General features: G+C 64.0%; 18 protein-coding genes and 1 tRNA gene. 12 read left to right on the plus strand and 7 right to left on the minus strand.

The window, feature by feature from the left end:
- Positions 1 to 67 precede the first annotated feature (67 nt).
- Complete coding sequence (locus tag F3H96_RS06330) at positions 68 to 1,522, minus strand: glutamate synthase subunit beta (protein WP_149791066.1); 1,455 nt, start codon at positions 1,520 to 1,522, stop codon at positions 68 to 70.
- Between the two features lie 198 nt (positions 1,523 to 1,720).
- Entirely contained in the window at positions 1,721 to 6,457 is a 4,737-nt protein-coding gene (gene gltB / locus F3H96_RS06335) for a glutamate synthase large subunit (RefSeq protein ID WP_149791067.1), read from the minus strand.
- A gap of 491 nt (positions 6,458 to 6,948) precedes the next feature.
- Between gltB and F3H96_RS06340 the strand changes: the two genes are divergently transcribed.
- Together F3H96_RS06340 and F3H96_RS06345 are read left to right on the plus strand one after the other, a co-directional pair.
- A complete protein-coding gene (locus F3H96_RS06340) occupies positions 6,949 to 7,998 on the plus strand; it encodes a low specificity L-threonine aldolase (protein WP_149791068.1) in 1,050 nt (349 codons plus the stop codon).
- 25 nt (positions 7,999 to 8,023) lie between these two features.
- Positions 8,024 to 8,917 carry an MBL fold metallo-hydrolase gene (locus tag F3H96_RS06345; RefSeq protein ID WP_149791069.1) on the plus strand — a complete coding sequence of 298 codons (894 nt, stop codon included), beginning with the start codon at positions 8,024 to 8,026 and terminating at the stop codon, positions 8,915 to 8,917.
- A 12-nt stretch (positions 8,918 to 8,929) separates the two neighbouring features.
- Here the strand turns inward: F3H96_RS06345 and F3H96_RS06350 are convergent, their stop codons facing one another.
- Both F3H96_RS06350 and F3H96_RS06355 read right to left on the minus strand, forming a co-directional pair.
- Positions 8,930 to 9,682 (minus strand): sulfite exporter TauE/SafE family protein, encoded by a 753-nt coding sequence (locus F3H96_RS06350; RefSeq protein WP_149791070.1) that lies wholly within the window; start codon positions 9,680 to 9,682, stop codon positions 8,930 to 8,932.
- Positions 9,683 to 9,815: 133 nt separating this feature from the next.
- Positions 9,816 to 10,283, minus strand: coding sequence for an Hsp20 family protein (locus F3H96_RS06355; protein ID WP_149791071.1), 468 nt, complete (start codon positions 10,281 to 10,283; stop codon positions 9,816 to 9,818).
- Between the two features lie 513 nt (positions 10,284 to 10,796).
- Between F3H96_RS06355 and F3H96_RS06360 the strand changes: the two genes are divergently transcribed.
- Together F3H96_RS06360 and F3H96_RS06365 are read left to right on the plus strand one after the other, a co-directional pair.
- Positions 10,797 to 11,750: an alpha/beta hydrolase gene (locus tag F3H96_RS06360; RefSeq protein ID WP_149791072.1), complete on the plus strand. Its 954-nt coding sequence runs from the start codon at positions 10,797 to 10,799 to the stop codon at positions 11,748 to 11,750.
- Positions 11,751 to 11,908: 158 nt separating this feature from the next.
- Positions 11,909 to 12,367 carry a hypothetical protein gene (locus F3H96_RS06365; RefSeq protein WP_149791073.1) on the plus strand — a complete coding sequence of 153 codons (459 nt, stop codon included), beginning with the start codon at positions 11,909 to 11,911 and terminating at the stop codon, positions 12,365 to 12,367.
- 10 nt (positions 12,368 to 12,377) lie between these two features.
- Here the strand turns inward: F3H96_RS06365 and hisN are convergent, their stop codons facing one another.
- Together hisN and F3H96_RS06375 are read right to left on the minus strand one after the other, a co-directional pair.
- On the minus strand, positions 12,378 to 13,151 hold the full coding sequence (gene hisN / locus F3H96_RS06370; RefSeq protein ID WP_149791074.1) for a histidinol-phosphatase: 774 nt from the start codon (positions 13,149 to 13,151) through the stop codon (positions 12,378 to 12,380).
- Between the two features lie 286 nt (positions 13,152 to 13,437).
- Positions 13,438 to 14,379: an N-formylglutamate amidohydrolase gene (locus tag F3H96_RS06375; protein ID WP_149791075.1), complete on the minus strand. Its 942-nt coding sequence runs from the start codon at positions 14,377 to 14,379 to the stop codon at positions 13,438 to 13,440.
- A gap of 164 nt (positions 14,380 to 14,543) precedes the next feature.
- Here F3H96_RS06375 and F3H96_RS06380 point away from each other — a divergent pair, with 164 nt between their 5' ends.
- Together F3H96_RS06380 and F3H96_RS06385 are read left to right on the plus strand one after the other, a co-directional pair.
- Positions 14,544 to 14,906 carry a response regulator gene (locus F3H96_RS06380; RefSeq protein WP_006199474.1) on the plus strand — a complete coding sequence of 121 codons (363 nt, stop codon included), beginning with the start codon at positions 14,544 to 14,546 and terminating at the stop codon, positions 14,904 to 14,906.
- A gap of 114 nt (positions 14,907 to 15,020) precedes the next feature.
- A tRNA-Val gene (locus F3H96_RS06385) sits at positions 15,021 to 15,095 on the plus strand.
- A gap of 330 nt (positions 15,096 to 15,425) precedes the next feature.
- On the opposite strand, the gene F3H96_RS06390 is transcribed toward F3H96_RS06385, so the two are convergent.
- Positions 15,426 to 16,580 carry a dihydrodipicolinate synthase family protein gene (locus F3H96_RS06390; RefSeq protein WP_149791076.1) on the minus strand — a complete coding sequence of 385 codons (1,155 nt, stop codon included), beginning with the start codon at positions 16,578 to 16,580 and terminating at the stop codon, positions 15,426 to 15,428.
- Positions 16,581 to 16,822: 242 nt separating this feature from the next.
- On the opposite strand from F3H96_RS06390, the gene F3H96_RS06395 reads away from it, so the two are divergent.
- The 6 genes from F3H96_RS06395 to F3H96_RS06420 are packed head-to-tail and all read left to right on the plus strand — an operon-like array spanning position 16,823 to position 24,080.
- Positions 16,823 to 17,866 (plus strand): LacI family DNA-binding transcriptional regulator, encoded by a 1,044-nt coding sequence (locus tag F3H96_RS06395; RefSeq protein ID WP_149791077.1) that lies wholly within the window; start codon positions 16,823 to 16,825, stop codon positions 17,864 to 17,866.
- A complete protein-coding gene (locus F3H96_RS06400; RefSeq protein WP_149791078.1) occupies positions 17,863 to 18,879 on the plus strand; it encodes a Gfo/Idh/MocA family oxidoreductase in 1,017 nt (338 codons plus the stop codon). The genes F3H96_RS06395 and F3H96_RS06400 overlap by 4 nt, the downstream gene beginning before the upstream one ends.
- Positions 18,876 to 20,477 carry an acyl CoA:acetate/3-ketoacid CoA transferase gene (locus F3H96_RS06405; RefSeq protein ID WP_149791079.1) on the plus strand — a complete coding sequence of 534 codons (1,602 nt, stop codon included), beginning with the start codon at positions 18,876 to 18,878 and terminating at the stop codon, positions 20,475 to 20,477. The genes F3H96_RS06400 and F3H96_RS06405 overlap by 4 nt, the downstream gene beginning before the upstream one ends.
- Positions 20,470 to 21,246, plus strand: coding sequence for an enoyl-CoA hydratase/isomerase family protein (locus F3H96_RS06410; RefSeq protein WP_149791080.1), 777 nt, complete (start codon positions 20,470 to 20,472; stop codon positions 21,244 to 21,246). Before F3H96_RS06405 ends, F3H96_RS06410 begins: the two co-directional genes overlap by 8 nt.
- A gap of 9 nt (positions 21,247 to 21,255) precedes the next feature.
- A complete protein-coding gene (locus tag F3H96_RS06415; protein ID WP_149791081.1) occupies positions 21,256 to 22,767 on the plus strand; it encodes an aldehyde dehydrogenase family protein in 1,512 nt (503 codons plus the stop codon).
- A 59-nt stretch (positions 22,768 to 22,826) separates the two neighbouring features.
- Entirely contained in the window at positions 22,827 to 24,080 is a 1,254-nt protein-coding gene (locus F3H96_RS06420) for an ABC transporter substrate-binding protein (RefSeq protein WP_149791082.1), read from the plus strand.
- Positions 24,081 to 24,164: the final 84 nt, after the last annotated feature.

Consider the following 24,164-nt stretch of genomic DNA (forward strand, 5'->3'; position numbering starts at 1 on the left):
CTCCGCAATTCCGGACGAAAACCGTTTCGCGAAATAGGCACCGGTTCGTTAGCCGCAGATCGCCGCCTCAGCGCGGCAGCACCGTCGATCCCATAAGCGCCTCGTCGATCGAGCGCGCCGCCTGGCGGCCTTCGCGGATCGCCCAGACAACCAGCGACTGGCCGCGGCGCACGTCGCCCGCCGCATAGAGCTTATCGATGCTGGTCCTGTAGTCGCGATCATTGGCCTCGACATTCCGCGAGCGGCGGCTGTCGGTGACGACCTTGATCTTGCCGTCGAGCTCCTTCATCAGACTGTCGCTCGCCGGGCCTGCAAAGCCGATGGCGATGAAGGCGAGGTCGGCGCGGATCACGAACTCGCTGCCCGCGACCGGCTTGCGCTTCTCGTCGACCTCGCAGCATCTCACACCGGTCAGCTGGCCTTCCTCGCCGATGAATTCGAGCGTCGCCACCTGGAATTCGCGCTCGGCCCCCTCGGCCTGCGAGGAGGACGTGCGCATCTTGGTCGCCCAGTAGGGCCATACCGCGAGCTTGTCTTCCTTCTCGGGCGGCTGCGGACGGATGTCGAGTTGCGTCACCCGCACCGCGCCCTGGCGAAAGGCGGTGCCGATGCAGTCGGACGCGGTGTCGCCGCCGCCGACCACGACGACATGCTGGCCGCCGGCGATGATCGGGTGCGAGGGCCACGCCACCGACTGGATCGGCTCACCGCCGACGCGGCGGTTTTGCTGAACCAGATAAGGCATGGCGTCGTAGACGCCGCTGAGATCGCTGCCGGGAATGCCGGCGGGACGCGGCGTTTCCGATCCACCGCAATAGAGCACGGCGTCGAATCCCTCGAGCAGATCAGCCACTTTCATGTCGACGCCGACATTGACGCCACAGTGGAAGGTGACGCCCTCGCCCTGCATCTGCTCGATGCGCCGGTCGATATAGTGTTTCTCGATCTTGAAGTCCGGAATGCCGTAGCGCATCAACCCGCCGGGGCGGCTCTCGCGCTCGTAGACATGCACGTCGTGGCCGGCGCGGCCGAGTTGCTGCGCAGCCGCCATGCCCGCCGGGCCCGAGCCGATGACGGCAACCCGCTTGCCGGTCTTCTTCTCCGGCGGATAGGGCCGGATATGGCCGGTCTCGTAAGCCTTGTCGGCGATCGCCTGCTCAACCGTCTTGATGGCGACCGGGATGTCCTCGAGGTTCAGCGTGCAAGCTTCCTCGCAGGGCGCGGGGCAGATGCGGCCGGTGAACTCCGGGAAATTGTTGGTCGAATGCAGGTTGCGGATCGCGTTGTCCCAATCGCCATTGTAGACGAGGTCGTTCCAGTCCGGGATCTGGTTGTGGATCGGGCAGCCGGTCGGTCCGTGGCAAAACGGAATGCCGCAATCCATGCAGCGCGCGGCCTGTTTCTCGACCTCCTTGTCAGACATCGGCAACGTGAATTCACGGAAATGCCGGATGCGGTCCGAGGCAGGCTGGTACTTGTGCACCTGCCGGTCGATTTCGAGAAAGCCTGTTACCTTGCCCATAGTCCAGTCCCTGCTGTCCGAAGGCACGCTTTTATCGGCGCACCCGTTAACCCCATAAGGCTGCCATGGCAACCGCACCTTGTCGGAGCATGATCTTCGCCGAAAACCGGTTCCCACTGTTCGGGATCATGCTCTGGGGTCAGGATTGTTGGTGAGAATGCCGGCCGGGAAGCCATCTTCCCGGCCATGCCCGAAAACCTATTCCGCCGCCACGCTCATGCGCATGCGTTCCATCTCGATCAGCGCACGGCGATATTCCACCGGCATGATCTTGCGGAATTTCGGCCGGAAGTTCTGCCAATCGTCGAGGATCTCGCGGCCGCGCACCGAACCGGTGAAATGCACGTGGTTCGAGATCAGCTGGTAAAGCCGTTCCTCGTCATGGCTGGTCATGTCGCCCGATACGTCGACGCGGCCCTTGTGGTCGAGGTCGCCGCCGTGATGGAGCAGCTTCTCCATCAAGTCGTCCTCTTCCGGGACCGGCTCCAGCTCGACCATCGCCATGTTGCAGCGCTCGGCGAAATCGCCTTTCTCGTCCAGCACGTAGGCGACGCCGCCCGACATGCCGGCGGCGAAGTTGCGCCCCGTTTTGCCGAGGACGACGACGATGCCGCCGGTCATGTATTCGCAGCCATGGTCGCCGACGCCTTCGACGACGGCGGCGACACCGGAGTTGCGCACGGCGAAACGCTCGCCGGCGACGCCGGCGAAGTAGGCTTCGCCTTCGGTCGCGCCGTAAAGCACGGTGTTGCCGACGATGATCGAGTCCGCCGCGACGATTCTAGCCTCTTGCGGCGGGCGGATGACGATGCGGCCGCCCGACAGGCCCTTGCCGACATAGTCGTTGCCGGCGCCGACCAGCTCGAACGACACGCCGCGCGCCAGGAAGGCGCCGAAGGACTGCCCGGCCGTGCCGGTGAGCTTCACCTGGATCGTATCCTCGCGCAGGCCCTTGTGCTTGAAGCGCTTGGCGACTTCGCCCGACAGCATTGCGCCCGCCGAACGGTCGACATTGCGGATCGGCAGCTCGATCGTGACGGGCTGCTTGGCTTCGAGCGCCGGCTTGGCCAGTTCGATCAGCTTGCGGTCGAGCACGTCGTCGATCGGGTGCTTCTGCCGCTCGGTCCAGTGCAGCGCCTCATGCGGGGCATCGGGCTTGAAGAACATCTTCGAGAAGTCGAGCCCGCGCGCCTTCCAGTGCTGGATGACGTCGCGCTTCTCCAAGAGATCGGTGTCGCCGATGATCTGGTCGAGATGGGTGAAGCCCATCTCGGCGAGCAGCGCGCGCACCTCCTCCGCCACGTAGAAGAAGAAGTTGATGACATGCTCCGGCGTGCCCTTGAAGCGCTTGCGCAGCACCGGGTCCTGCGTCGCGACGCCGACCGGGCAGGTGTTCAAATGGCACTTGCGCATCATGATGCAGCCGGCCGCGATCAGCGGCGCGGTCGAGAAGCCGAACTCGTCGGCGCCGAGCAAGGCGCCGATGATGACGTCGCGCCCGGTGCGCAATCCGCCGTCGACCTGCAGCGCCACGCGGCTGCGCAAGCCGTTGAGCACCAGAGTCTGATGCGTTTCGGCAAGGCCCATTTCCCACGGGCTGCCGGCATGCTTGAGCGAGGTCAGCGGTGAAGCGCCGGTGCCGCCGTCATAGCCGGAGATGGTGATGTGGTCGGCGCGTGCCTTGGCGACGCCCGCCGCGACCGTGCCGACGCCGACCTCCGACACCAGCTTGACCGAGACGTCGGCCGCCGGGTTGACGTTCTTCAAATCGTAGATCAGCTGCGCCAGATCCTCGATCGAATAGATGTCGTGATGCGGCGGCGGCGAGATCAGGCCGACGCCGGGCGTCGAGTGCCTGACCTTGGCGATGGTGGCGTCGACCTTATGTCCGGGCAACTGACCGCCCTCGCCGGGCTTGGCGCCCTGCGCGACCTTGATCTGCATGACATCGGAATTGACCAGATACTCCGCCGTTACGCCGAACCTCCCGGAAGCGACCTGCTTGATCGCCGAGCGCTCGGGGTTCTTGCCGCCGCCCGGCAGCGGCAGGTAGCGGTCGGCCTCTTCGCCGCCCTCGCCGGTGTTCGACTTGCCGCCGATCTGGTTCATGGCGCGCGCCAGCGTGGTGTGCGCTTCCCGGGAGATCGAGCCGAACGACATCGCCCCGGTCGAGAAGCGCTTGACGATCTCGGCCGCCGGCATGACGTCGTCGAGCGCGACCCTCTTGCGGCCGGTCTGTTCCGCCAGCCTGATCTTGAACAGGCCGCGTATGGTCTGGGCGCGTGCGGTGGCGCTGTCGATCTGCGCCGAATAGTCCTTGAACGTATCCCACGAGCCCTGCCGCACCGCGTGCTGCAAGGTGGCGACCGCATCGGGCGACCACATATGCGCCTCGCCGCGCATGCGAAACATGTATTCGCCGCCGACCTCTAGGGTGTTGCGCAGCACCGGATCGCTGCCGAAAGCATCGGCATGGCGGGTCAGCGTCTCTGTGGCGATCTCGTCCAGCCCGACGCCTTCGATCAGCGTCGCGGTGCCGGTGAAATACTTCTCGACGAAATCCGACTTCAGCCCGATGGCGTCGAAGATCTGCGCGCCGCAATAGGACTGATAGGTCGAGATGCCCATCTTGGACATCACCTTGAGGATGCCCTTGCCGATCGACTTGATGTAGCGCGAGACGACCTCGTATTCGTCGACTTCTTCCGGCAGCTCGCCGCGCTTGTGCATGTCGAGCAGCGTGTCGAAGGCAAGATACGGATTGATCGCCTCGGCGCCGTAGCCGGCCAGGCAGCAGAAGTGATGCACCTCGCGCGGCTCGCCCGATTCCACCACGAGGCCGACGGCGGTGCGCAGGCCCTTGCGGATCAGGTGATGGTGCACCGCCGCCGTCGCCAGCAGCGAAGGAATGGCGATGCGGTCCGGCCCGACCTGGCGATCGGAGAGGATGATGATGTTGTAGCCGCCGGCGACCGCCGCCTCGGCCCGCTCGCAGAGCCGGTCGATGGCGCCCTGCATGCCTGCCGCGCCCTCGTTCGAGCCATAGGTGATGTCGATCGTCTTGGTGTCGAAGCGGTCCTCGGTATGACCAATCGACCGGATCTTCTCCAGATCGCCGTTGGTCAGGATCGGCTGACGCACTTCGAGCCGCTTGCGGCGCGACGTGCCGACCAGGTCGAATATGTTCGGCCGCGGGCCGATGAACGACACCAGGCTCATCACCAATTCCTCGCGGATCGGGTCGATCGGCGGGTTGGTGACCTGGGCGAAGTTCTGCTTGAAATAGGTGTAGAACAGCTTCGACTTGTCCGACATTGCCGAGATCGGCGTGTCGGTGCCCATCGAGCCGACAGCCTCCTGGCCGGTGGTCGCCATTGGCGCCATCAAGAGCTTAGTGTCTTCCTGGGTGTAGCCGAACGACTGCTGGCGATCGAGCAGGCTGACATCCTTGCGCAGCGCGCGCGGCTCGACCGGCTTCAAGTCCTCGAGGATGAGCTGCGTGTTGGCGAGCCAGGTCTTGTAAGGGTGCTTGGTCGCGATCTCCGACTTGATCTCCTCGTCGGAGACGATGCGGCCCTTGGCGAGATCTATCAAAAGCATGCGGCCTGGCTGCAGCCGCCACTTCTGCACGATCTTCTCCTCCGGCACCGGCAGCGCGCCGGCTTCCGAGGCCATGATGACGCGGTCGTCATCGGTGACGATGTAGCGGGCCGGGCGCAGGCCGTTGCGGTCGAGCGTGGCGCCGATCTGGCGGCCGTCGGTGAAGACCACCGCCGCGGGACCGTCCCACGGCTCCATAAGCGCTGCGTGGTACTCGTAGAAAGCCTTGCGGTCGGCGTCCATGAGCTTGTTGCCGGCCCAGGCTTCCGGGATCAGCATCATCATGGCGTGGCTGAGCGAATAGCCCCCCTGGAACAGGAACTCGAGCGCATTGTCGAAACACGCTGTGTCAGACTGTCCCTCATAGGAGATCGGCCACAGCTTCGAGATGTTGTTGCCGAACAGCTCGGAATCGACCGACGCCTGGCGCGCCGCCATCCAATTGTTGTTGCCGCGCACCGTGTTGATCTCGCCGTTATGCGCGACCATGCGGTAGGGATGCGCCAGCTTCCACGACGGGAAGGTGTTGGTCGAGAAGCGCTGGTGGACCAGGATCAACGCCGTTTCGAAGCGCGGATCCTTGAGGTCCTTGTAGTAGGCGCCGACCTGGTAGGCCAGGAACATGCCCTTGTAGACGATGGTGCGCGCCGACAGCGACACGCAATAGGCGCCAATGTCCTGGTTGTCGTTCTCGGCGTAGATGCGGCCCGAAATCACCTTGCGCAGCAGATAAAGCCTCGCCTCGTACTCTTCGTCGTCGGGAATGTCGGCAGTGCGGCCAATGAACACCTGGCGGTGGAACGGCTCCGACGCGACGATCTCCGGCGCCTTCGACAGCGACGAATTGTCGACCGGCACATCGCGAAAACCGATAAGCGGCAGCCCTTCCGATTGCGCCGACTCGGCGATGATCTCCTCGACGTGGGCGCGAAGCGAGGCGTCCTGGGGCATGAACCAGTGACCGACGCCGTATTGGCCGGCCGGCGGCAGTTTGACGCCCCTGGCCGCCATTTCCTCGCGGAAAAAGCCATCCGGGATCTGCGCTAGCACGCCGGCGCCGTCGCCGACCAGCGGATCGGCGCCGACGGCGCCGCGATGGGTGAGGTTCTCCAGCATCGCCAGGCCGTCCTCGACGATCTGGTGCGACTTCACCCCCTTCATGTTGGCGATGAAGCCGACGCCGCAGGCGTCATGCTCGTTGCGCGGATCGTAGAGCCCCTGCGCGGCCATGCCGTTCGCGGTTCGGAGGTCTTTGGCCAGGACGGTATTTTTAACGGCTGCCGCTTTCGTCTGCGCGGCCTGGCCGTTGATCGCAGATGGCGTCAGTTCCGTCATCGTCCTATCCTCCGTTCTTCACCTTGACCCGAATGCCTCAGGGCGCTGGTTTGCCTTGGGAAGCACGATGCTTCCCCTTCATCCTTGCTGCACGTCTCGCGAAATCCAACCGAACCATACGGCTATACGCCCGGTTCGCATCCGGTATCGTACAGACCAGAGCCGGGCCGTCTACCCGCCGCTCGCGACAATGGCCGGAATGGCAGCGATGATACGCCAGTCCGGCCTGTTTTGTGCGACAAAATAAGACAGCACTACTGTCCTAAATTTTTTATGACAGAAATCCGGGGCCCACACAAGACCGATTCACAAAAAACTTGGCCGCGCGGCGACACAAAATTTCGTGACGGAAGCTGGAAACGCAAGCTTTGGTCCTGTTTGTTTCCGGCGACTGCCTGGCTTCACCGCTTTGCCGACGATTGGCCCTTGCACTTCGATTGCCGAAGCGGTCAAGTCGCGCCGCTTTTGCCAATCACGATATGGACCTCTCGATGTTCTTTGCATCCGACAACTGGGCGGGCGTCCACCCCGACATTTCGGCCAACCTGTCCCGCCATGCCGCCGGCACCGCTATCGCCTATGGTGACGGCGATCTGGACCGGTCCGTCTATCGCCGCTTCAACGAGATTTTCGAGCGCGAGGTGCAGGTCTTCTTCGTCGCGACGGGCACCGCGGCCAACGCGCTCTCGCTGGCCGCATTGAATCGCATCGGCGGCATCGCGCTTTGCCATTCCGAAGCGCACATGAATGTCGACGAGTTCGGCGCGATGAGTTTCTATACCGGCGGCGCACGCGTGGCGCCGGTGCCGGGACCCCTGGGGCGCATGAACCCGGAAGCTCTCGATCGGGCTATCAAGCGCTATTCGCAGGATCTGGCCCCCGCCGGTCAGCCGATGGCGGTCACCGTCACCCAGGCGACCGAGGTCGGCACCATCTACAGCGTCGACGACGTCAAGGCGATCGCCGAGGTCAGCCGCCGCCATAAGCTGCCGCTGCACATGGACGGCGCGCGCTTCGCCAATGCGATTGCCGCGACGGGCGTCAGCCCGGCCGAAATGACCTGGAAGAGCGGTGTCGACCTCATCTCCTTCGGCGGCACCAAGAACGGCTGCTGGATGGCCGACGCGGTGATCGTCCTCAATCCTGACCTCGGTAAGGATTTGCGTCTGCTGCGCCAGCGCGCCGGACAGACCTTCTCCAAGGTCCGCTTCATCTCGGCCCAGTTCGAGGCCTATTTCACCGACGATCTGTGGCTGCGGATGGCCGGGCACGCCAATGCGATGGCCGCGCATCTGGCCGAGACGATCGAAGATGCGCCGGCGGGCAAGCTTGCCTGGCTGCCGCAGGCCAATGAGGTCTTCGCGATCCTCAGCCGAGCCACCGCCGAAAAGCTCCAGGCAGCCGGCGCCAAATTCTATGAATGGGGCGTCCCGCAGGGCTTCGACGGCCATCTTGGCGACAATGAAGCGATCTACCGATTCGTCACCAGCTTTGCGACCACGACGCAAGAGGTCGATCGTCTCGGTCAGTTGCTTGGCTGAGCTTCGTGCGGTCGGGAAAATCCGGATGACCAAACCGTCTCTCGGCTCGACGATGCGGCTGGTTCGTCCGGCACCAAACGTGCTGGGCTTCTACGATGGCCGCATCGATGGCGTTCGCATCTGGTCGGACGAGCCGAATTGGCTCGATGACGGCGCTTACACCCTCGGCATTTGCACCTACGCGATCGTCGATGGATCGCAGTCGCTTGTCTATGACACGCACATATCGCTACCGCATGCCCGCTTTATCAGGCGAACGCTGGAAGAGATGGGTGTGACCTCGATACGCGTCGTGCTCAGCCACTGGCATGACGACCATATTGCCGGCAACGAGGTGTTCCAGGATTGCGAGATCATCGCCAACCGCCTGACTGCCGCGGCGCTTGAACGCGGCCGGGCCGACATCGAGGGCGGCAATCCGCCGATCAGGCCGCTCGTGCTGCCCAACACGATATTCGAGAACAGCCTCAGCCTGACCGTCGGAGCCATCCCGATCGAACTGCGCCAGGTCGAAATCCACAGTCATGACGGCACGGTGCTGCTGATGCCCGACGCCGGCCTGCTGCTGGCGGGCGACACGCTGGAGGACTCCATCACCTATGTCTCGGAGCCGGAACGCCTGAGCGAACATCTGGTCGACCTCGAGCGCATGGCCGGCTGGCGATTCGATCGGATCCTGCCCAACCACGGTTCTTTTGAAATAATCGAAGCCGGTGGCTACGGCAGAAGCCTAATCGCCGCGACCGAGGCTTATGTTCGAAAGCTGCTTGATTGCCCGCAAGACCCCGACCTGGCGAAACAGGATCTGAGGACCTTCGGCGCCGACATATTTGCCACGACGGCGGCCAAGTATTTCGCGCCATACGAAGCCGTCCACCGACAGAACGTCGAGGCTGTTGTCGCGCAAAAGAGCCAGTAGGTTTGCGTCCAGTTAGCCGAGGAAAGGCCGCAGCATCAGCTCGATTCCGAGCAGGATGAGAAAAATCAGGAACCACCGGCGGAACGTCGCCAGGCTGATCTTCCGGCGCAGGATTTGCCCCAGCCACATGCCGACCAACGCTGGCAGCACGGCAAGCGAGGACATCGCCAGATGTGCGGCGTCGAACGCGCCATGCGAGGCTAGACCCAGCGCCAAGGCGATCGTCGACACGGTGAAGGAAAGGCCGAGTGCCTGGATGAGATCGTCGCGCCTCAACCCCAGCGCCTGGATGTAAGGCACGGCAGGCACCACGAAGACACCGGTGCCGCCGGTGACGAGACCAGTGAGGAAACCCACCACAGGAGAAAACCAGCGCTCTGCTCTCACAGCAACCGATGGCTGCCGCGCCAGCAATGTGTAGGCGGCGTAAAGAATGAGAGCCGCGCCGAGACCGGCGGTTGTCCATTTGACATTGTCGCTGGCAAGCAGCCGCGCGCCGATGATCGTGCCCACCAGAATTCCCGCCATCATCAGCCAGAGACGTTGCAGGATCGCCGAGAAGCTCGGACCGGCGAAAAGCTGCCAGATATTGGTGACGAAGGACGGCACGATGAGCAGCGATGCCGCCGTCACCGGCGGGATGATCGTGCCCAGCAATCCCATGGCCAGCGTTGGCAGGCCCATGCCGGTCACGCCCTTGACGATGCCGGCGAGCAGGAAAGTGATTGCAATCGTGGCTGTCAGCATCGGGGAGAAGTCGGACATCGCCCTTCATGGTCCGCCGGTGCTGGCTTCAAAAGAGCCAGAAAGGCCTCTTGCAGATGGCACGACAAAAAAGCGGCGCCTTTCGACGCCGCTTTTTCGGGAGGGAGACTTGGTCTACGATGGAGCCTGCGGGTTACGCGGCGGCCTTGGCTTCGATCTGCTTGGCCTTGTCCGAGGACTGCGTGATCGCGATCTTGCGCGGCTTCAGCTCCTCGGGAATGTTGCGCGTAAGGTTGACGAAGAGCAGGCCGTTCTTCAGCGTGGCGCCTTCCACTTCGACGTGGTCGGCAAGCTGGAAGCGGCGCTCGAAGGAGCGCGAGGCGATGCCGCGATAAAGCAGCTCCGAACCTTCGCCGTTGTTGTCTTCCTTGCGCTCGCCCTTGACGGTCAGCACGTTGCGGTGGGCTTCGATCGAAATCTCGTCTTCCGAGAAGCCGGCAACGGCCATCGAGATGCGGTAGGCGTTTTCGCCGGTACGCTCGATGTTATAGGGCGGGTAGGTCTGCGCGCTCTCGGGCTGGCCGAGCGAGTCGAGCATGGTGAACAGCCGGTCGAAGCCGACGGTCGAACGATAAAGCGGGGAAAAATCAACGTGACGCATGGGTGTTCTCCTGTTGAGCAACATGGGTTTGCGTATGACCCGGTGCGAAACCCTCGAAAGGCGTTCCGGATAGGCCAGCGGCCCCGACATCGGCGGCCGCAACCTTCATTTGGGAAGCGCAAAAAGTCATTTCAAGGCTTTCGGCCGGCGCAAATTCGCCATCTTGATGAACGGCAGATGAACTCGGGCTTCGGCATCCGTTCAGCCAAGCGTCGCTAAGCTTGAGTCAAGTTAGAGCAATTCTGGAAACGTGTGAAAGCGGGTTTCCGTCCGCAATTGCGTCAAGACGAAACGACAAGCGGCGCCTCGATCCTCGCGCCGCGACGAGGCCGAACCGGGTGCAACGTCCCTTCCTCCCGGATCGACAGAGGCCGGAAGTGCGCCGTAGCACTTCCGGCCTTCCCTCCTTGAGGCGCGTCAATCCTCGCAACGCCTTTGCTTTTGCCGGTTGGCCGTCTATCACCATGCCGACGCCTCGCCCGTCCGGGCAGAGAACAACCGACGACGCGCCGAATGACGGATCTTTTCCATCACACCGAGGACAATCCCGCGCCGCAGAATGCCGCGGGCGGCTTCTTCACCACACCTGACGGCAAGAAGATCCGCTACGGTGTGTTTGCGGCTGTCGCCCGTCCGCTGCAGGGCACGGTGGTTCTGCTGACCGGGCGCAACGAATGCATCGAAAAATACTTCGAGACCATCCGCGACCTCGCCGATCGCGGCTTCGGCATCGCTATCCTAGACTGGCGCGGCCAGGGCGATTCCAGCCGCCTGCTGCGTGATCGACAGCGCGGCTATGTCCGCAGCTTCCGCGACTATACGCGCGACCTCGAGCAGTTCTTCGAGGAGATCGTGCTGCCAGACTGCCGCGGCCCCTACTACATCCTCGCCCACTCTACCGGGGCCGTGATTGCGCTGCTCGCCTCGCCGTCGATGGTCAATCGCGTGCGGCGCATGGTGCTTCTGGCGCCTTTCCTTGCCGTGCCCGACCTGTCGGCTTCGATAAGCACGGTCCGGCGCGTCTGCGCGGCCTTCTGCGCACTCGGCCTCGGCCGGCTCTATGCCGCGCTCGGTCCACGGCCGAAAATGCCGCCGCCTTTCGAGGTGAACAAGGTGACCTCGGATCCCGCGCGCTACCGGCGCAATGTCGCAATCTACGAGGCCTGGCCGCAACTCGCCCTCGGCGGCCCGACCATTCGCTGGCTGAAGGCCGCCGCCGCGGCCGCGGAAACCGTCAGCGATCCGGATTTCATGGCAAGGATCCGGGTGCCGATGCTGATCGTCGCGGCCGGCGCCGACCGCGTGGTCTCGACCAAAGCGGTGGAAGCCTATGCCAGGCGGCTGCGCGTCGGCTCGCTGCTGATGATCGATGGCGCGCAGCATGAAATCCTCCAGGAGAGAGACATCTATCGCGAGCAGCTTTTGGCCGCCTTCGACGCCTTCATTCCCGGCACCGGCGACGCCTGATCGCCTCGCCAGCTTGCTCGTCGCGAAAGGTCGTCCCGCAGCGTTGCTCCGACCGGTGATCGACGTCGCGGTCGGCAACCCTATTCCCGTTCGCACGTCGAGCGCTAGGTTGCTGTCTAGGAGGTCATCCCAGTCGATAGAGACCGGGAGGAGAGAACATGAATGCATCGAACACGCTGCCGCGTCAGGGCCATCGCCTGCTGCAGTTCGGCGTCGCCCTCCTGCTTTTTTCGTCATTCGAGGGGTTTGCGATCCCATACCTCGCAGCGCCGCGGCTCGGATTGTCCGCGCACACGCTCAGCGGCCTGCAGGGCGTTCTCCTGTTGGCGCTGGGTCTCATGTGGCCCAGGCTCAAACTCGGCGCCGCAATGTCGCGGGTTGCATTCTGGTTCCTGATCTATTCGGCCTTGGCCATCCTGGCCGCCTATGTGATGGCCAGCATCTGGGGCGCCGGCAACGAGACAATGCCGCTGGCGGCCGGGGTCTTCCATGGGAGTGCCTTCCAGGAAGGCGTGATCAAAGGAGTGGGGTATTCGTCTGCGCCGGCCGGCCTGGTCTCTTTCGCCCTCATCCTGTGGGGCCTGCGTCTCGCGGGCGGTTCGTCCGCCGACGCCTAGAGCGAGATGTTCAGCCGCGCAGCTCCGCCATCGCCGCGGCGTGCAATTCCGGTGTCGCCGCCGCCAATATGTCGCCGCCCTTCTCCGCCGGTCCGCCTTCGAAAGTGGTGATGACGCCGCCGGCCTTCTCGATGATCGGAATCAGCGCGACGATATCGTAAGGCTTCAGGCCTGGGTCGGCGACGATGTCGACGCTGCCCGCAGCCAGCATGGCGAAGGCGTAGCAGTCGGTGCCGTAGCGGGCGAGCTGGACCTTCGTCTCGAACTGGTCGTAGCGCTCGCGCGCATCGCCCTTGAACAATGCCGGCGTCGTGGTGAACAGCGTCGCTTGCGCAAGCTCGGTCGTCTTGCGGGTCGCGAGCCTGCGCGGACCGCCCGGTCCCTCGAAATGCGAACCCGAGGCGTTCGCGTAAAACAGCTCGCCGGTGAAGGGTTGCGACATCATGCCGGCCACCGCGTCGCCGTCGACGGTCAGGCCGACCAGTGTCCCCCAGACCGGGATGCCCGAGATGAAGGCGCGCGTGCCGTCGATCGGATCGATCACCCAGACATGCCGGCTCGACAAGTTCTCGCTGCCATGTTCCTCGCCAAGGATGCCGTGATCGGGGTATTCGGCCGATATCAGTGCCCGGATCGCGCGCTCCGCCTCGCGATCCGCCTCCGTCACCGGGTCGAAACTCTCGGCCAGCTTGTTGGCGACTGCCCCCTGGCTGCGGAAGCGCGGCAAGGTCTCCGCGGCGGCGGCATCAGCGATACGCCGCATGAAATCGATGCTGATATCCAAGTTACTCTCCCCACTGCGGCCCTTGCCGGCCGTTCTTTCTCGCAGAACAGGCGCGCTGAAGACCCCTCAGACGCCCGCCTTCTGTTGCCCGAATGCCACATTTGAGCCGCCGAAGCAGAATTTCCACATCATATTGAATTAAAAAAGCCTGATGTCGATTGACATTTGTGCGCCGCACAATAATTTTGTCATCGGACAGGTTTTCCTGTCCATGCCCTCCTTGGGCGTTTCCTCCCTAGACTTCGACCGTGTCGTGCAAACGATGCGGTCTTTTTTTAAGCGGCGGTCATTCCGCCGCGAGCGGCAAATCGACGAAATGATGGTCGGGTATCGACATCAGATCGGCCGAAAAGCGGGTCAGGTCGTCGGCTAAAGCGTCGAAGCCGGCCGATTTCTGGAGCGTCCGTTCATCCATGTAAAGCCCGCGATTGACCTCGACCTGCAACGCGTGGAGCTGCCGCGCCGGCCGGCCATAATGCTCGGTGATGAAGCCGCCGGCATAAGGCTTGTTGTGCGCGACCGTATAACCCATGCCGACAAGCAGCCCGATCGCCATTTCCGTGAGCGCCGGCGAGGCCGAAATACCGAACCGGTCGCCGATGATGAAATCCGGCCGCACGCCATTGTCGCCGACCCGGATGCTGGCCGGCATCGAGTGGCAATCGATCAGCACCGCGTAGCCGAACCGGGCATGCGTCCTGGTCAGCAGCCGCTTCAGCGTCTCATGATAAGGCTTGTAAACCGCTTCGATGCGCGCCACGGCCTCGGCCAGCGGCAGGCGGCCGGCATAGATATCGAGCCCCTCGCCGACCAGCTTCGGCACCGTGCCCAGCCCGCCAGCGACACGCGCCGAGCGGATGTTGCAGAAGGACGGCACCGGCTCCGCGAACATGCGCGGATCGAGTTCCCAGGGTTCGCGATTGACGTCGAGATAGGCGCGCGGAAAATTGGCCGCCAGCAGCGGCGCGCCGAGTGGCACGGCGCCGCCGAAGAGCTCCTCGACATAGCAGTCCTCCGACCGGCGGATGGCGTTGCGGTCAAGCCGCGCCATGGCCAGGAAGCGCTCCGGATAATGGCGGCCGCTATGCGGTGAATTGAAGAGAAAAGGAACGCGCTGTTCGGCGCCCGATCGGATTTCGAAGGGTGGAACGACCGAAAAATCCTCGGTAGCCGTTTTCAATTTGTATGAACCGGGAAACAGCACTGCATCATGACGTAAAACTGCCACCTTGCGTCCGGCATGTCCAGCATTTCAGGTGGCGAAACCGCGCTTCGAGCCGGATGCGGGATGCCCTTCATTCACTTGATGTTTACCGGCACCACCTCATATACAGGATGGTTAACGGCCTTGCCCGGCGGCAGGCTCGGGGCGGGTGATTCGGACGGGACATGATGGCACGCATTCTACTGGCGGAAGACGATGACGATATGCGCCGCTTCCTCGTCAAGGCGCTGGAGCGCGCCGGCTACCAGGTAAGCGATTTCGACAACGGCGCCAGCGCCTATGAGCGGCTGCGCGAAGAACCTTTTTCGCTGCTCCTGACCGACATCGTCATGCCCGAGATGGATGGCATCGAGCTTGCCCGCCGCGCCACCGAGATCGATCCGGATCTCAAGGTGATGTTCATCACCGGCTTCGCCGCCGTCGCGCTCAATCCGGATTCCAAGGCGCCCAAGGACGCCAAGGTGCTGTCGAAGCCGTTCCATCTGCGCGACCTCGTCAACGAGGTCGAGAAGATGCTGCAGGCGGCGTGAGCGTCTCTGGCGTGCATCGGCAAGCTCTTCGCCGATGCGACAAACGGAAGCCGTCTTTCCACATTCCTGCTATTGACGCGCCGGATCAAAAATGGTGTATGCGCGGCTTCGGATGGGCGTGTAGCTCAGCGGGAGAGCACTGCATTGACATTGCAGGGGTCACAAGTTCAATCCTTGTCACGCCCACCATCCTTTCCATAAATTCGATCCCGGTTGTCACGAACCCCGTGCCGAGGCTGCGGCCGCGCTGTTACAGGAAATTGATGTCGCGACTGTCGTTTCGAGCCGGCATCGGGTCCAACGGCTTCCGGCGGCGCCGCCATAGCACCTACCCGAGTTCCCCTTCGGTCATGACTAGAACGCGGTTCGATGCCTGCAGCGCGGGCAACCGGAAGCAACCAAGCTGATCTTCCATCCGGACCACGCGATCCGACCGTTGTGGATAGCGCGGCGGCCCCGATTTCTCACATTGCTGCTAACTTAGACCCTTGCCAGCGGAGCGCCGCACGGGGGACTGGTTCAGATGCCGGCCATCGCCAGCAGGGTTTTCATCCTGGCGGCGGCAAGATCAGGGTCGGCCAACAGCCCCGCCTGATCGGCGAGGCGGAAGATGTCGGCGTAGTGGCATATGCCGCGCGCCGACTGCATGCCGCCCACCATCGTGAAGTGATCCTGATGCCCGTTCAGCCAGGCCATGAAGACGATGCCGGCCTTGTAATACTCGGTGGGCGCCTCGAAGATCTTTCGCGATAGCGGCACGGTCGGCGCCATCAGCACGTCGTAGCCTGCACGATCGCCTTCGGCCAGCCTCGCCAGCGCGGCGTTGGCCACCGGCGCGATGGCGTCGAAGATGCCGAGCAGCGCGTGCGAGTGTCTCCTGCCGTCGCCGGCGATCAGCTCCGGATAGTTGAAGTCGTCGCCGGTGAACATCACGACGCCGTCGGGCAGCCGGTCGCGCAACAGCACTTCCTTCTCGGCGTCGAGCAGCGATATCTTGATGCCCTCGGCCTTGCTGGCGTGGCGTTCGATGATGGCGACGACGGTGTCGAGCGCCGCATCGAAATGGTCGCTTCCCCAATAGCCCTTGAGCGCCGGATCGAACATGTCGCCCAGCCAGTGCAGGATGACCTTGCCTGACGCCTGGCTCAGCATGCGGTCATAGACGCGGGCATAGTCGTCCGGCCCCTTTGCAACCGTCGCCAGCGCGCGGCTCGCCATCATGATCGCCTTGCCGCCCTCGCCTTCGATGAAGGCGAATTGTTCTTCATAGGCGCCAATGACGTCGTCGAGGGTTTTGGCCGCCGCCGGCGCCAGATGGTCGGTCCCCGCGCCCGAAGCGAGGTCGGCGCCCGGCACTGTTCGGGCTTCCGCGATCGAGCGCCGGATCAGCTCCTTCGCGCTTGTCCAGTCGAAGCCCATGCCGCGTTGAGACGTGTCCATGGCCTCGGCGATGCGGAAGCCGAGGCGCCACAGATGATGGCGGAACGCCATGGTCCTGTCCCAGTCGACCGCCGGCCGCGACCACGGATTGGTCATCGCGAAGGGATCGGCAACGACATGGGCGGCGGCATAGGCGATGCGCGAAAAATGCGCTTGCTTGCTCGGCTCGACCGGTCTGCCGACGAGCCGGTATCTGACCCGGTCGCCATTTTCCGCAGGCAGGATGATATCCATGAAATTCTCCCGTTGCGGCCCCTATAGCTGGAACGTTCCAATAAATCAAGAACCTTTACGATTCAAGGAGCCCGCGCTGAGGAGGAAACCGGCCTGACATCGGAACCCTTGCATGGACTGATGTTTTGAACCGCTTCAATCAATTTTTCCAATCTTGAGAGAATCCCGATTGACTCCGATTTCGAACGATGATTAGAACGTTCCAATAAAATTTGTTCAAAATCAGGGAGGATTGGGCGAGGATGGCCAGTCGGGCCAAGGCGACGATCCTGGACATTGCCCGCGAGGCCGGCGTGTCCAAATCGACGGTGTCGCTCGTGCTGCAAGGCAGCGGGCTGATCCGGCCTGAAACCGCGGTCAAGGTGCGCAAGGCGATCGAGGATGTCGGTTATGTCTACAACCGTGGCGCCGCCAATTTGCGCAAGGCCCATTCCAACGTCATCGGCATGGTGATCAACGATCTCACCAACCCCTTTTTCGCCGAGCTTGCGGTCGGCATGGAGCGCGTCTTCCAGGCGGCGGGCGTGGTTCCCTTCATAGCCAACACGGCGGAGAACCCGGTGCGCCAGGAAGAGGTGCTGAAATCGCTGCTGGAGCAGGGTGTGGCCGGCCTGATCGTCTCGCCGGCGCGCGGCACCGTGCCGGGCGCTTTCCGCCGCATCGAAACGGCCGGTGTGCCGATCGTCTTTGCCATGCGCCGGCTGCCTGACAGCCGCATCCCGGTGATCACGCCGGACAACCATCGCGGCGCCGTCCTCGCCACCGAGCATCTGATCCGCAAGGGCCATCGCCGCCTCGCCTTCTTCGGTGGCTCATCCGACCTCGTTGTCTATCACGAGCGGCTGGGCGGCTTCCTCGAAGCGTGCGAAAGGCTCGGCATCCCCGCGGCCGACCGGTTGATCGTCGAAGGCGAGACCAGCCGCAAGGGCGGCATGGCTTGCCTGGAGACGGCGCTTGCCGCGGGCGAGCCGCCGACGGCGGCGCTGTGCTTCAACGATGCCGTCGCCTTCGGCGTCATGCTGGCGCTGCGCCGGCGCAATCTGGAAGCAGGCGCGGACTTTGCCGTCGTTGGCTTCGACGATGTCGCCGAAGCCGAGCACTACAGTCCGGCGCTGACCAGCGTTGCCGTCGACACCGCGGGCCTCGGCGAGCGCGCCGCGCACGTCATGCTGAAGATGATCCAGTCACGCACCACGCGCGCTGAGGACCATATCGGCGCCGTCACTCTCGTCGTCCGCGAAAGCAGCGGCCCGGATCGCGGCCAGCAAGTGGGAGACGCGGCATGAGCGTGCGATGGGGACTGATCGGCGCCAGCACGATCGCCAGACAGTTCATGATCAACGCCATCCGCGCGCAAGCCGATGGCGAGGTCGCTGTTGTGATGAGCTCGAGCCTGGAGCGTGCCGAGGCTTATGCCCGCGAGAACGACATACCTGCCGCCGTCTCGACCCTTGATGCGCTGCTCGCGTCCGACATCGACGCCGTCTACATCTCGACCACCAACGAGTTGCATCTCGAACAGGGGCTCGCCGCCATCAAGGCCGGCAAGCATGTGCTGTGCGAAAAGCCGCTGGCGCTTAACAGCTCGGATGCGCGCAAGATGGTCGCCGCCGCCAAGAGAGCCGGCATCGTCTTCGGCACCAACCACCATCTGCGCAATGCCGGCGCCCACCGCGCCATGCGCGAGGCGATTGCTGGCGGCCGCATCGGCAAGCCGATCGCCGCACGTGTCTTCCACTCCGTCTTCCTGCCGGAAAACCTGCAGGGCTGGCGCATCACCAGGCCCGAAGCAGGCGGCGGTGTGGTGCTCGACATCACCGTCCACGATGCCGACACGCTGCGCTTCGTGCTCGGCGACGATCCGGTCGAGATCTCGGCTTTCGCGCAGTCTGCGGGCATGGCCGGCGGCGGTCTGGAGGACGGCGCCATGTGCATCTGGCGCTTCAAGTCCGGGCTCATCGCGCAATCGCATGAGGGCTTCACGACGAAATTCGCCGGCACCGGTTTCGAGGTGCATGGGTCGGAAGGCTCGCTGATCGCCACCAATGTGATGACGCAGAAGCCGGTCGGCTCGGTGCTGCTGCGCAGCGTGAAGGGCGAGGAAGAATTGAGCTTCGACCGCGAGGATCTCTACACCCGATCGTTGCGCCAGTTCCATGCCGCGATCCGCGGCAAAGGCCAGCCCGCCGCCACCGGAGAGGACGGCATCTGGTCGCTGGCTTCGGCCGAAGCCGCGCTGCAATCCTCACGGACCGGCAAATCCGTGGCAATTGACCCGCAACTCGGGAGCCTCGCGTGAGCAAGCTCGTCTCGGCGGCCCACGCCGCCAGCCTGATCAAGGACGGCATGGTCGTCTCGGTGTCGTCGTCGAGCGGCCTCGGCTGTCCGGATGCCGTGCTTGCGGCGATCGGCGAGCGCTTCGACGCGGAAGGCCATCCGAAGGCGATCACCACGCTGCACCCGATCGCCGCCGGCGACATGTATGGCATCAAGGGCATCGATCATCTGGCGAAGCCCGGCCTGCTCAAGCGCACGCTATGCGGCTCCTATCCGTCCGGCCCCTCCTCCGCCGAGCCGCCGCAGATCTGGAAGATGATCGGCGACAATTCGGTCGCAGCCTACAACGTGCCTTCGGGCATCCTGTTCGACATGCATCGTGAGGCCGCCGCCAAGCGGCCCGGCGTGCTGACCATGGTCGGCCTCGATACTTTCGCCGACCCGCGCCACCAGGGTTGCGCCATGAATGCGGCGGCCAGCGAGCCGATCGTTTCGGTTGAGCAGTTCGACGGCGAGGAATGGCTCTATTTTCGTGCCATCGTTCCCAACGTCTCGATCATCCGCGCCACCTCCGCCGACGAGCGCGGCAACCTCACCTACGAGCACGAGGGCGCCTATCTCGGCGGCCTGGAGCAGGCGCTGGCGGCGCGCAACAATGGCGGCATCGTCATCGCCCAGGTCAAGCGCGTCGTCGAGAACGGCACGCTGAAGCCGCATGACGTGCGCGTTCCAGGCGTGCTGGTCGACCATATCGTCGTCGCGCCCGATCAACTCCAGACGACCCAGACGCCCTATGATCCGGCGATCTCGGGCGAGATCTTCCGGCCGCTGTCCTCCTTCCGCACCCCGGAGATGAACGTCCAGAAGGTGATCGCGCGCCGGGTCGCGATGGAGTTGCGCGACGGCATGGCCGTCAACATCGGCTTCGGCATCTCCGCCAATGTGCCGCGCATCCTTCTGGAGGAAGGCCAGCACGGCAAGGTCACCTGGGTGATCGAGCAGGGCGCGGTCGGCGGCGTGCCGCTGCTCGATTTCAAGTTCGGCTGCGCCTCGAACGCCGAGGCGATCATGCCATCGCCGCACCAGTTCATCTATTTCCAGGCCGGCGGCTTCGACGCCTCGCTGCTGTCCTTCCTGCAGATCGACCGCCACGGCTCGGTCAACGTCTCGAAGCTTTCGGCACGGCCGCATGTCACCGCCGGCGCCGGCGGTTTCGTCGACATCACGGCGCGGGCGAAGAAGATCGTCTTCTCCGGCTTCTTCAACGCCGGCGCCAAGCTCTCGCTGGCCGACGGCGCCATCCGCATAGACCAGGAGGGCAGGGTTAAGAAGATCGTCGAGGAGGTCGAGCACATCTCCTTTTCCGGCAAGCGTGCCGTCGCGCAAGGCCAGGACATCACCTATGTCACCGAGCGCTGCGTGATGAAGCTGACACCCGACGGGCTGATGGTCACCGAACTCGCGCCCGGCATCGACCTCGAACGCGACGTGCTGGCGCAGGCCGACATTCCGCTTGGCCTGGCCAACGACCTCAAAGTGACGCCTGCGGCGCTTTACCAGGACCGTCCGATAGGCCTGTCGCTCAATGGTGGCGCCTCGCTCGGAGGCGCGCATGGCTGAGCGCCTCGTCACTTTCGAGCAGGACGGCGCCATCGGCATCGTCACGCTGCGGCGGCCGGAAAAATTCAACGCGCTGGATATTCCGATGCTGCGCGCGCTCGAAGCGGCGCTTGACCAGGCCGAACTGGCCCAAGGCGTCCGCGTCGTGCTTATCCGCGGCGAAGGCAAGGGCTTTTGCGCCGGCGGCGACGTCGAGGCCTGGGCCGCGATGAGCGCCGCCGATTTCCAGGTGCAATGGGTTCGCTATGGCCACCGCGTCTTCGACCGGCTGGCGCGCCTGCGGCAGCCGACCATCGCCGTGCTGTCCGGCCATGCGCTGGGCGGCGGAATGGAACTGGCCGCGGCCTGCGATTTCCGTGTCGCCGAAACCCAGATAAAACTCGGCTTTCCCGAAACCTCGATCGGTGTGGTGCCGGGCTGGTCCGGGACCCAGCGCGCCGTACGCCGCTTCGGCGCGCAGACGGTGCGGCGCATGGCGCTTGGCGGCGAGATTCTTTTGGCAGCCGATGCGCTCGCGCTCGGCGTCGTCGACCGCGTGGTTGAAACCGGCAAGGCTTTCGATGAGGCCCGGGCCTGGGCCGAAAAAATCGCCGAGCGCGGTCCGCTGGCGACGGAGGCCGCCAAGCTGATGATCGGCATCGCCGAGGGCGAGGAAGACGCCGCCGCCACGGAAGCGCTGGCCAGCGGCTTCATTGCGCAGACGGCCGACCTGAAGACCGGCGTCGGCGCCTTCAAGACCAAGCAGAAGCCGGCCTTTTCGAGATCCTAGGAAAGCATGATGAACGCACCTCTCGACATTGCCATGCCGGCCGAGGCGTCCGAGGCGCCGAAAGCCTACAAGCTGCTGATCGACGGCAGGCATATCGATGCCCGTGACGGCCGCACCATCGACCGTGCCAGCCCCGGCCATGGCTTCGTCGTGTCCCGCTACGCCCAGGCTGGCGCGGCGGAAGTCGAGGCCGCTGTCCAGGCCGCGCACAAGGCTTTCGAGACCGGCCCCTGGCCGCGCATGAAGGCCTCCGAGCGCGCCGCGGTGCTGCTTAAGGCGGCCGACCTGATCGAAACTCGCCTTGAACGGATCGCCCGGCTCGATGCGCTGGAATCCGGCAAGCCGATCGCCCAGGCGCGTGGCGAGATCGGCGGCGCCATCGACATCTGGCGCTACGCCGCCTCGCTCACCCGCACACTGCACGGCGAGAGTTATGCCAATCTCGGCGACGACATGCTGGGCGTGGTGCTGCGCGAGCCGATCGGCGTCGTGTCGATCATCACGCCGTGGAATTTCCCCTTCCTGATCGTCAGCCAGAAACTGCCCTTCGCGCTCGCCGCCGGTTGCACGGCGGTGGTGAAGCCGAGCGAGATGACGTCGGCCTCGACCTTCCTGCTCGGCGACATCCTGCTCGAGGCCGGATTGCCGGCCGGCGTCGTCAACATTCTTGCCGGCTTCGGCGCCGATGTCGGGGCGCCGATGGTCTGCCATCCGCTGGTCGAGATGGTCTCCTTCACCGGCTCGACCCGCGTCGGCAAGATGACCATGGCCGCCGCCTCGGATTCGCTGAAGAAGGTGTCGATGGAGCTCGGCGGCAAGAACGGCCAGATCGTCTTCCCCGACGCCGACCTCGAGGCGGCGGCCGATGCCGCGGTGTTCGGCGGCTTTTTCAACGCCGGCGAGTGCTGCAATGCAGGCAGCCGCCTGATCGTGCACGCGGCGATCGCCGACGAGTTCCTCAGCGCGGTCAAGGCGCTGGCCGCAAAGGTCCGCGTTGGCGATCCGCTCGATGACCGCACCAAGGTCGGCGCCATGATCTCGTCCGAGCACATGGAAAAGGTAGCCGGCTATGTTGCGGCGGCGAAAACCGACGGCGGCGATGTTTTCAGCGGCGGCGCCCAGCTCGCCTCCAATGCCGGCCAATATCTCGATCCGACCATCATCCGCAACGTTACGGAAAATATGGTGATCGCGCGCGAGGAAGTGTTCGGGCCGGTGCTGTCCGTGCTCACTTTTGAAACGATTGAAAGGGCATTGCGCATTGCCAACAACACGCCCTATGGTCTGTCGGCAGGGGTATGGAGCGCCGACATCGATACCTGCATGTCGGTGGCGCGTGGTGTGCGTTCGGGGACGGTTTGGGTGAATACGTTCATGGAAGGTTTCCCCGAGCTGCCTTTCGGGGGCTACAAGCAGTCCGGTCTCGGACGCGAACTCGGCAAACGCGCGGTCGAGGATTATACCGAGGAAAAGACTATCCAGTTTCATCGCGGCCAGCGCACCGGGTGGTGGGTCGGCTGAGTTGGGAGGACCCCGGCGGACACCCGCCGGTTATGTGAATGCAACAAGGGAGGTAGTACATGTTGCGCAAACTGCTTATCGGAACGGCTCTCGCGACGAGCTTTGCGTTCTCGGCGCATGCCGCGGACGTCAAGGAAGTGCAGATGCTGCATTGGTGGACGTCGGGTGGCGAAGCGGCCGCTCTGAACGTGCTGAAGCAGGATTTGGCCAAGGAAGGCTATGCCTGGAAGGACGTGCCGGTGGCAGGCGGCGGCGGCGATGCCGCCATGACCGCGCTGAAGGCGATGGTCGCGGCCGGCAACTACCCGACCGCCTCGCAGATGCTCGGCTACACCGTGCTCGACTATGCCGCCGCCGGCGTCATGGGAGACCTCACCGAGACCGCCAAGAAGGAAGGCTGGGATAAGTCGGTTCCGGCGGCGCTGCAGAAGTTCTCCGTCTATGACGGCAAGTGGGTGGCCGCTCCGGTCAACGTCCACTCCGTCAACTGGCTGTGGATCAACAAGGCGGTGATGGACAAGATCGGCGGCACCGAGCCGAAGACCTTTGACGACTTCATCGCGCTGCTCGACAAGGCCAAGGCGGCCGGCGTCACCCCGCTCGCGCTGGGCGGCCAGAACTGGCAGGAAGCCACCATGTTCGACTCCGTCGTCCTGTCGACCGGCGGGCCGGAGTTCTACAAGAAGGCGATGAACGACCTCGATGAGGACTCGCTCAAGTCCGACACGATGAAGAAGTCCTTCGACAACCTCGCCAAGCTCGTCACCTATGTCGACGCGAACTTCTCGGGCCGCGACTGGAACCTCGCCACCGCCATGGTCATCAAGGGCGACGCGTTGGTTCAGGTCATGGGCGACTGGGCCAAGGGCGAGTTCCATGCCGCCAAAAAGACCCCGGGCACCGACTTCCTCTGCTACCGCTTCCCGGGCACTGACGGCTCCGTCATCTACAACTCCGACATGTTCGGCATGTTCAACGTTCCGGAAGACCGCAAGGCCGCCCAGGTCGCGTTGGCCACCGCCACCTTGTCGAAGAGCTTCCAGTCGGCCTTCAACGTGGTGAAGGGTTCGGTCCCGGCCCGCACCGACGTGCCTGACACCGACTTCGACGCTTGTGGCAAAAAGGGCATCGCCGACCTGAAGAAGGCCAATGAAGGCGGCACGCTGTTCGGCTCGCTGGCTCAGGGCTATGGCGCCCCACCGGCCGTCGCCAACGCCTACAAGGACGTCGTCTCGAAGTTCGTCCATGGTCAGATCAAGACCTCCGACGAGGCCGTGACCGAACTGGTCAAGGCGATCGACGACGCCAAGTAAGGCATTGCATTGAACTCAGGTCTCCCCCGCTTCGGCGGGGGAGGTCTCCTTTCGACAAAAGGCGCGGGACAAACCCTGGTGCGT

Source organism: Mesorhizobium sp. NFR06 (genome assembly GCF_900115245.1).
GTDB lineage: Bacteria > Pseudomonadota > Alphaproteobacteria > Rhizobiales > Rhizobiaceae > Mesorhizobium.

What these genes read in the sequence shown, in the direction of transcription:
- F3H96_RS06330 (WP_149791066.1), bottom strand. Translation starts at nt 1,522, where the DNA reads ATGGGCAAGGTAACAGGCTTTCTCGAAATCGACCGGCAGGTGCACAAG.
- gltB (WP_149791067.1), bottom strand. Translation starts at nt 6,457, where the DNA reads ATGACGGAACTGACGCCATCTGCGATCAACGGCCAGGCCGCGCAGACG.
- F3H96_RS06340 (WP_149791068.1), top strand. Translation starts at nt 6,949, where the DNA reads ATGTTCTTTGCATCCGACAACTGGGCGGGCGTCCACCCCGACATTTCG.
- F3H96_RS06345 (WP_149791069.1), top strand. Translation starts at nt 8,024, where the DNA reads ATGACCAAACCGTCTCTCGGCTCGACGATGCGGCTGGTTCGTCCGGCA.
- F3H96_RS06350 (WP_149791070.1), bottom strand. Translation starts at nt 9,682, where the DNA reads ATGTCCGACTTCTCCCCGATGCTGACAGCCACGATTGCAATCACTTTC.
- F3H96_RS06355 (WP_149791071.1), bottom strand. Translation starts at nt 10,283, where the DNA reads ATGCGTCACGTTGATTTTTCCCCGCTTTATCGTTCGACCGTCGGCTTC.
- F3H96_RS06360 (WP_149791072.1), top strand. Translation starts at nt 10,797, where the DNA reads ATGACGGATCTTTTCCATCACACCGAGGACAATCCCGCGCCGCAGAAT.
- F3H96_RS06365 (WP_149791073.1), top strand. Translation starts at nt 11,909, where the DNA reads ATGAATGCATCGAACACGCTGCCGCGTCAGGGCCATCGCCTGCTGCAG.
- F3H96_RS06380 (WP_006199474.1), top strand. Translation starts at nt 14,544, where the DNA reads ATGGCACGCATTCTACTGGCGGAAGACGATGACGATATGCGCCGCTTC.
- F3H96_RS06390 (WP_149791076.1), bottom strand. Translation starts at nt 16,580, where the DNA reads ATGGATATCATCCTGCCTGCGGAAAATGGCGACCGGGTCAGATACCGG.
- F3H96_RS06395 (WP_149791077.1), top strand. Translation starts at nt 16,823, where the DNA reads ATGGCCAGTCGGGCCAAGGCGACGATCCTGGACATTGCCCGCGAGGCC.
- F3H96_RS06400 (WP_149791078.1), top strand. Translation starts at nt 17,863, where the DNA reads ATGAGCGTGCGATGGGGACTGATCGGCGCCAGCACGATCGCCAGACAG.
- F3H96_RS06410 (WP_149791080.1), top strand. Translation starts at nt 20,470, where the DNA reads ATGGCTGAGCGCCTCGTCACTTTCGAGCAGGACGGCGCCATCGGCATC.
- F3H96_RS06415 (WP_149791081.1), top strand. Translation starts at nt 21,256, where the DNA reads ATGAACGCACCTCTCGACATTGCCATGCCGGCCGAGGCGTCCGAGGCG.
- F3H96_RS06420 (WP_149791082.1), top strand. Translation starts at nt 22,827, where the DNA reads ATGTTGCGCAAACTGCTTATCGGAACGGCTCTCGCGACGAGCTTTGCG.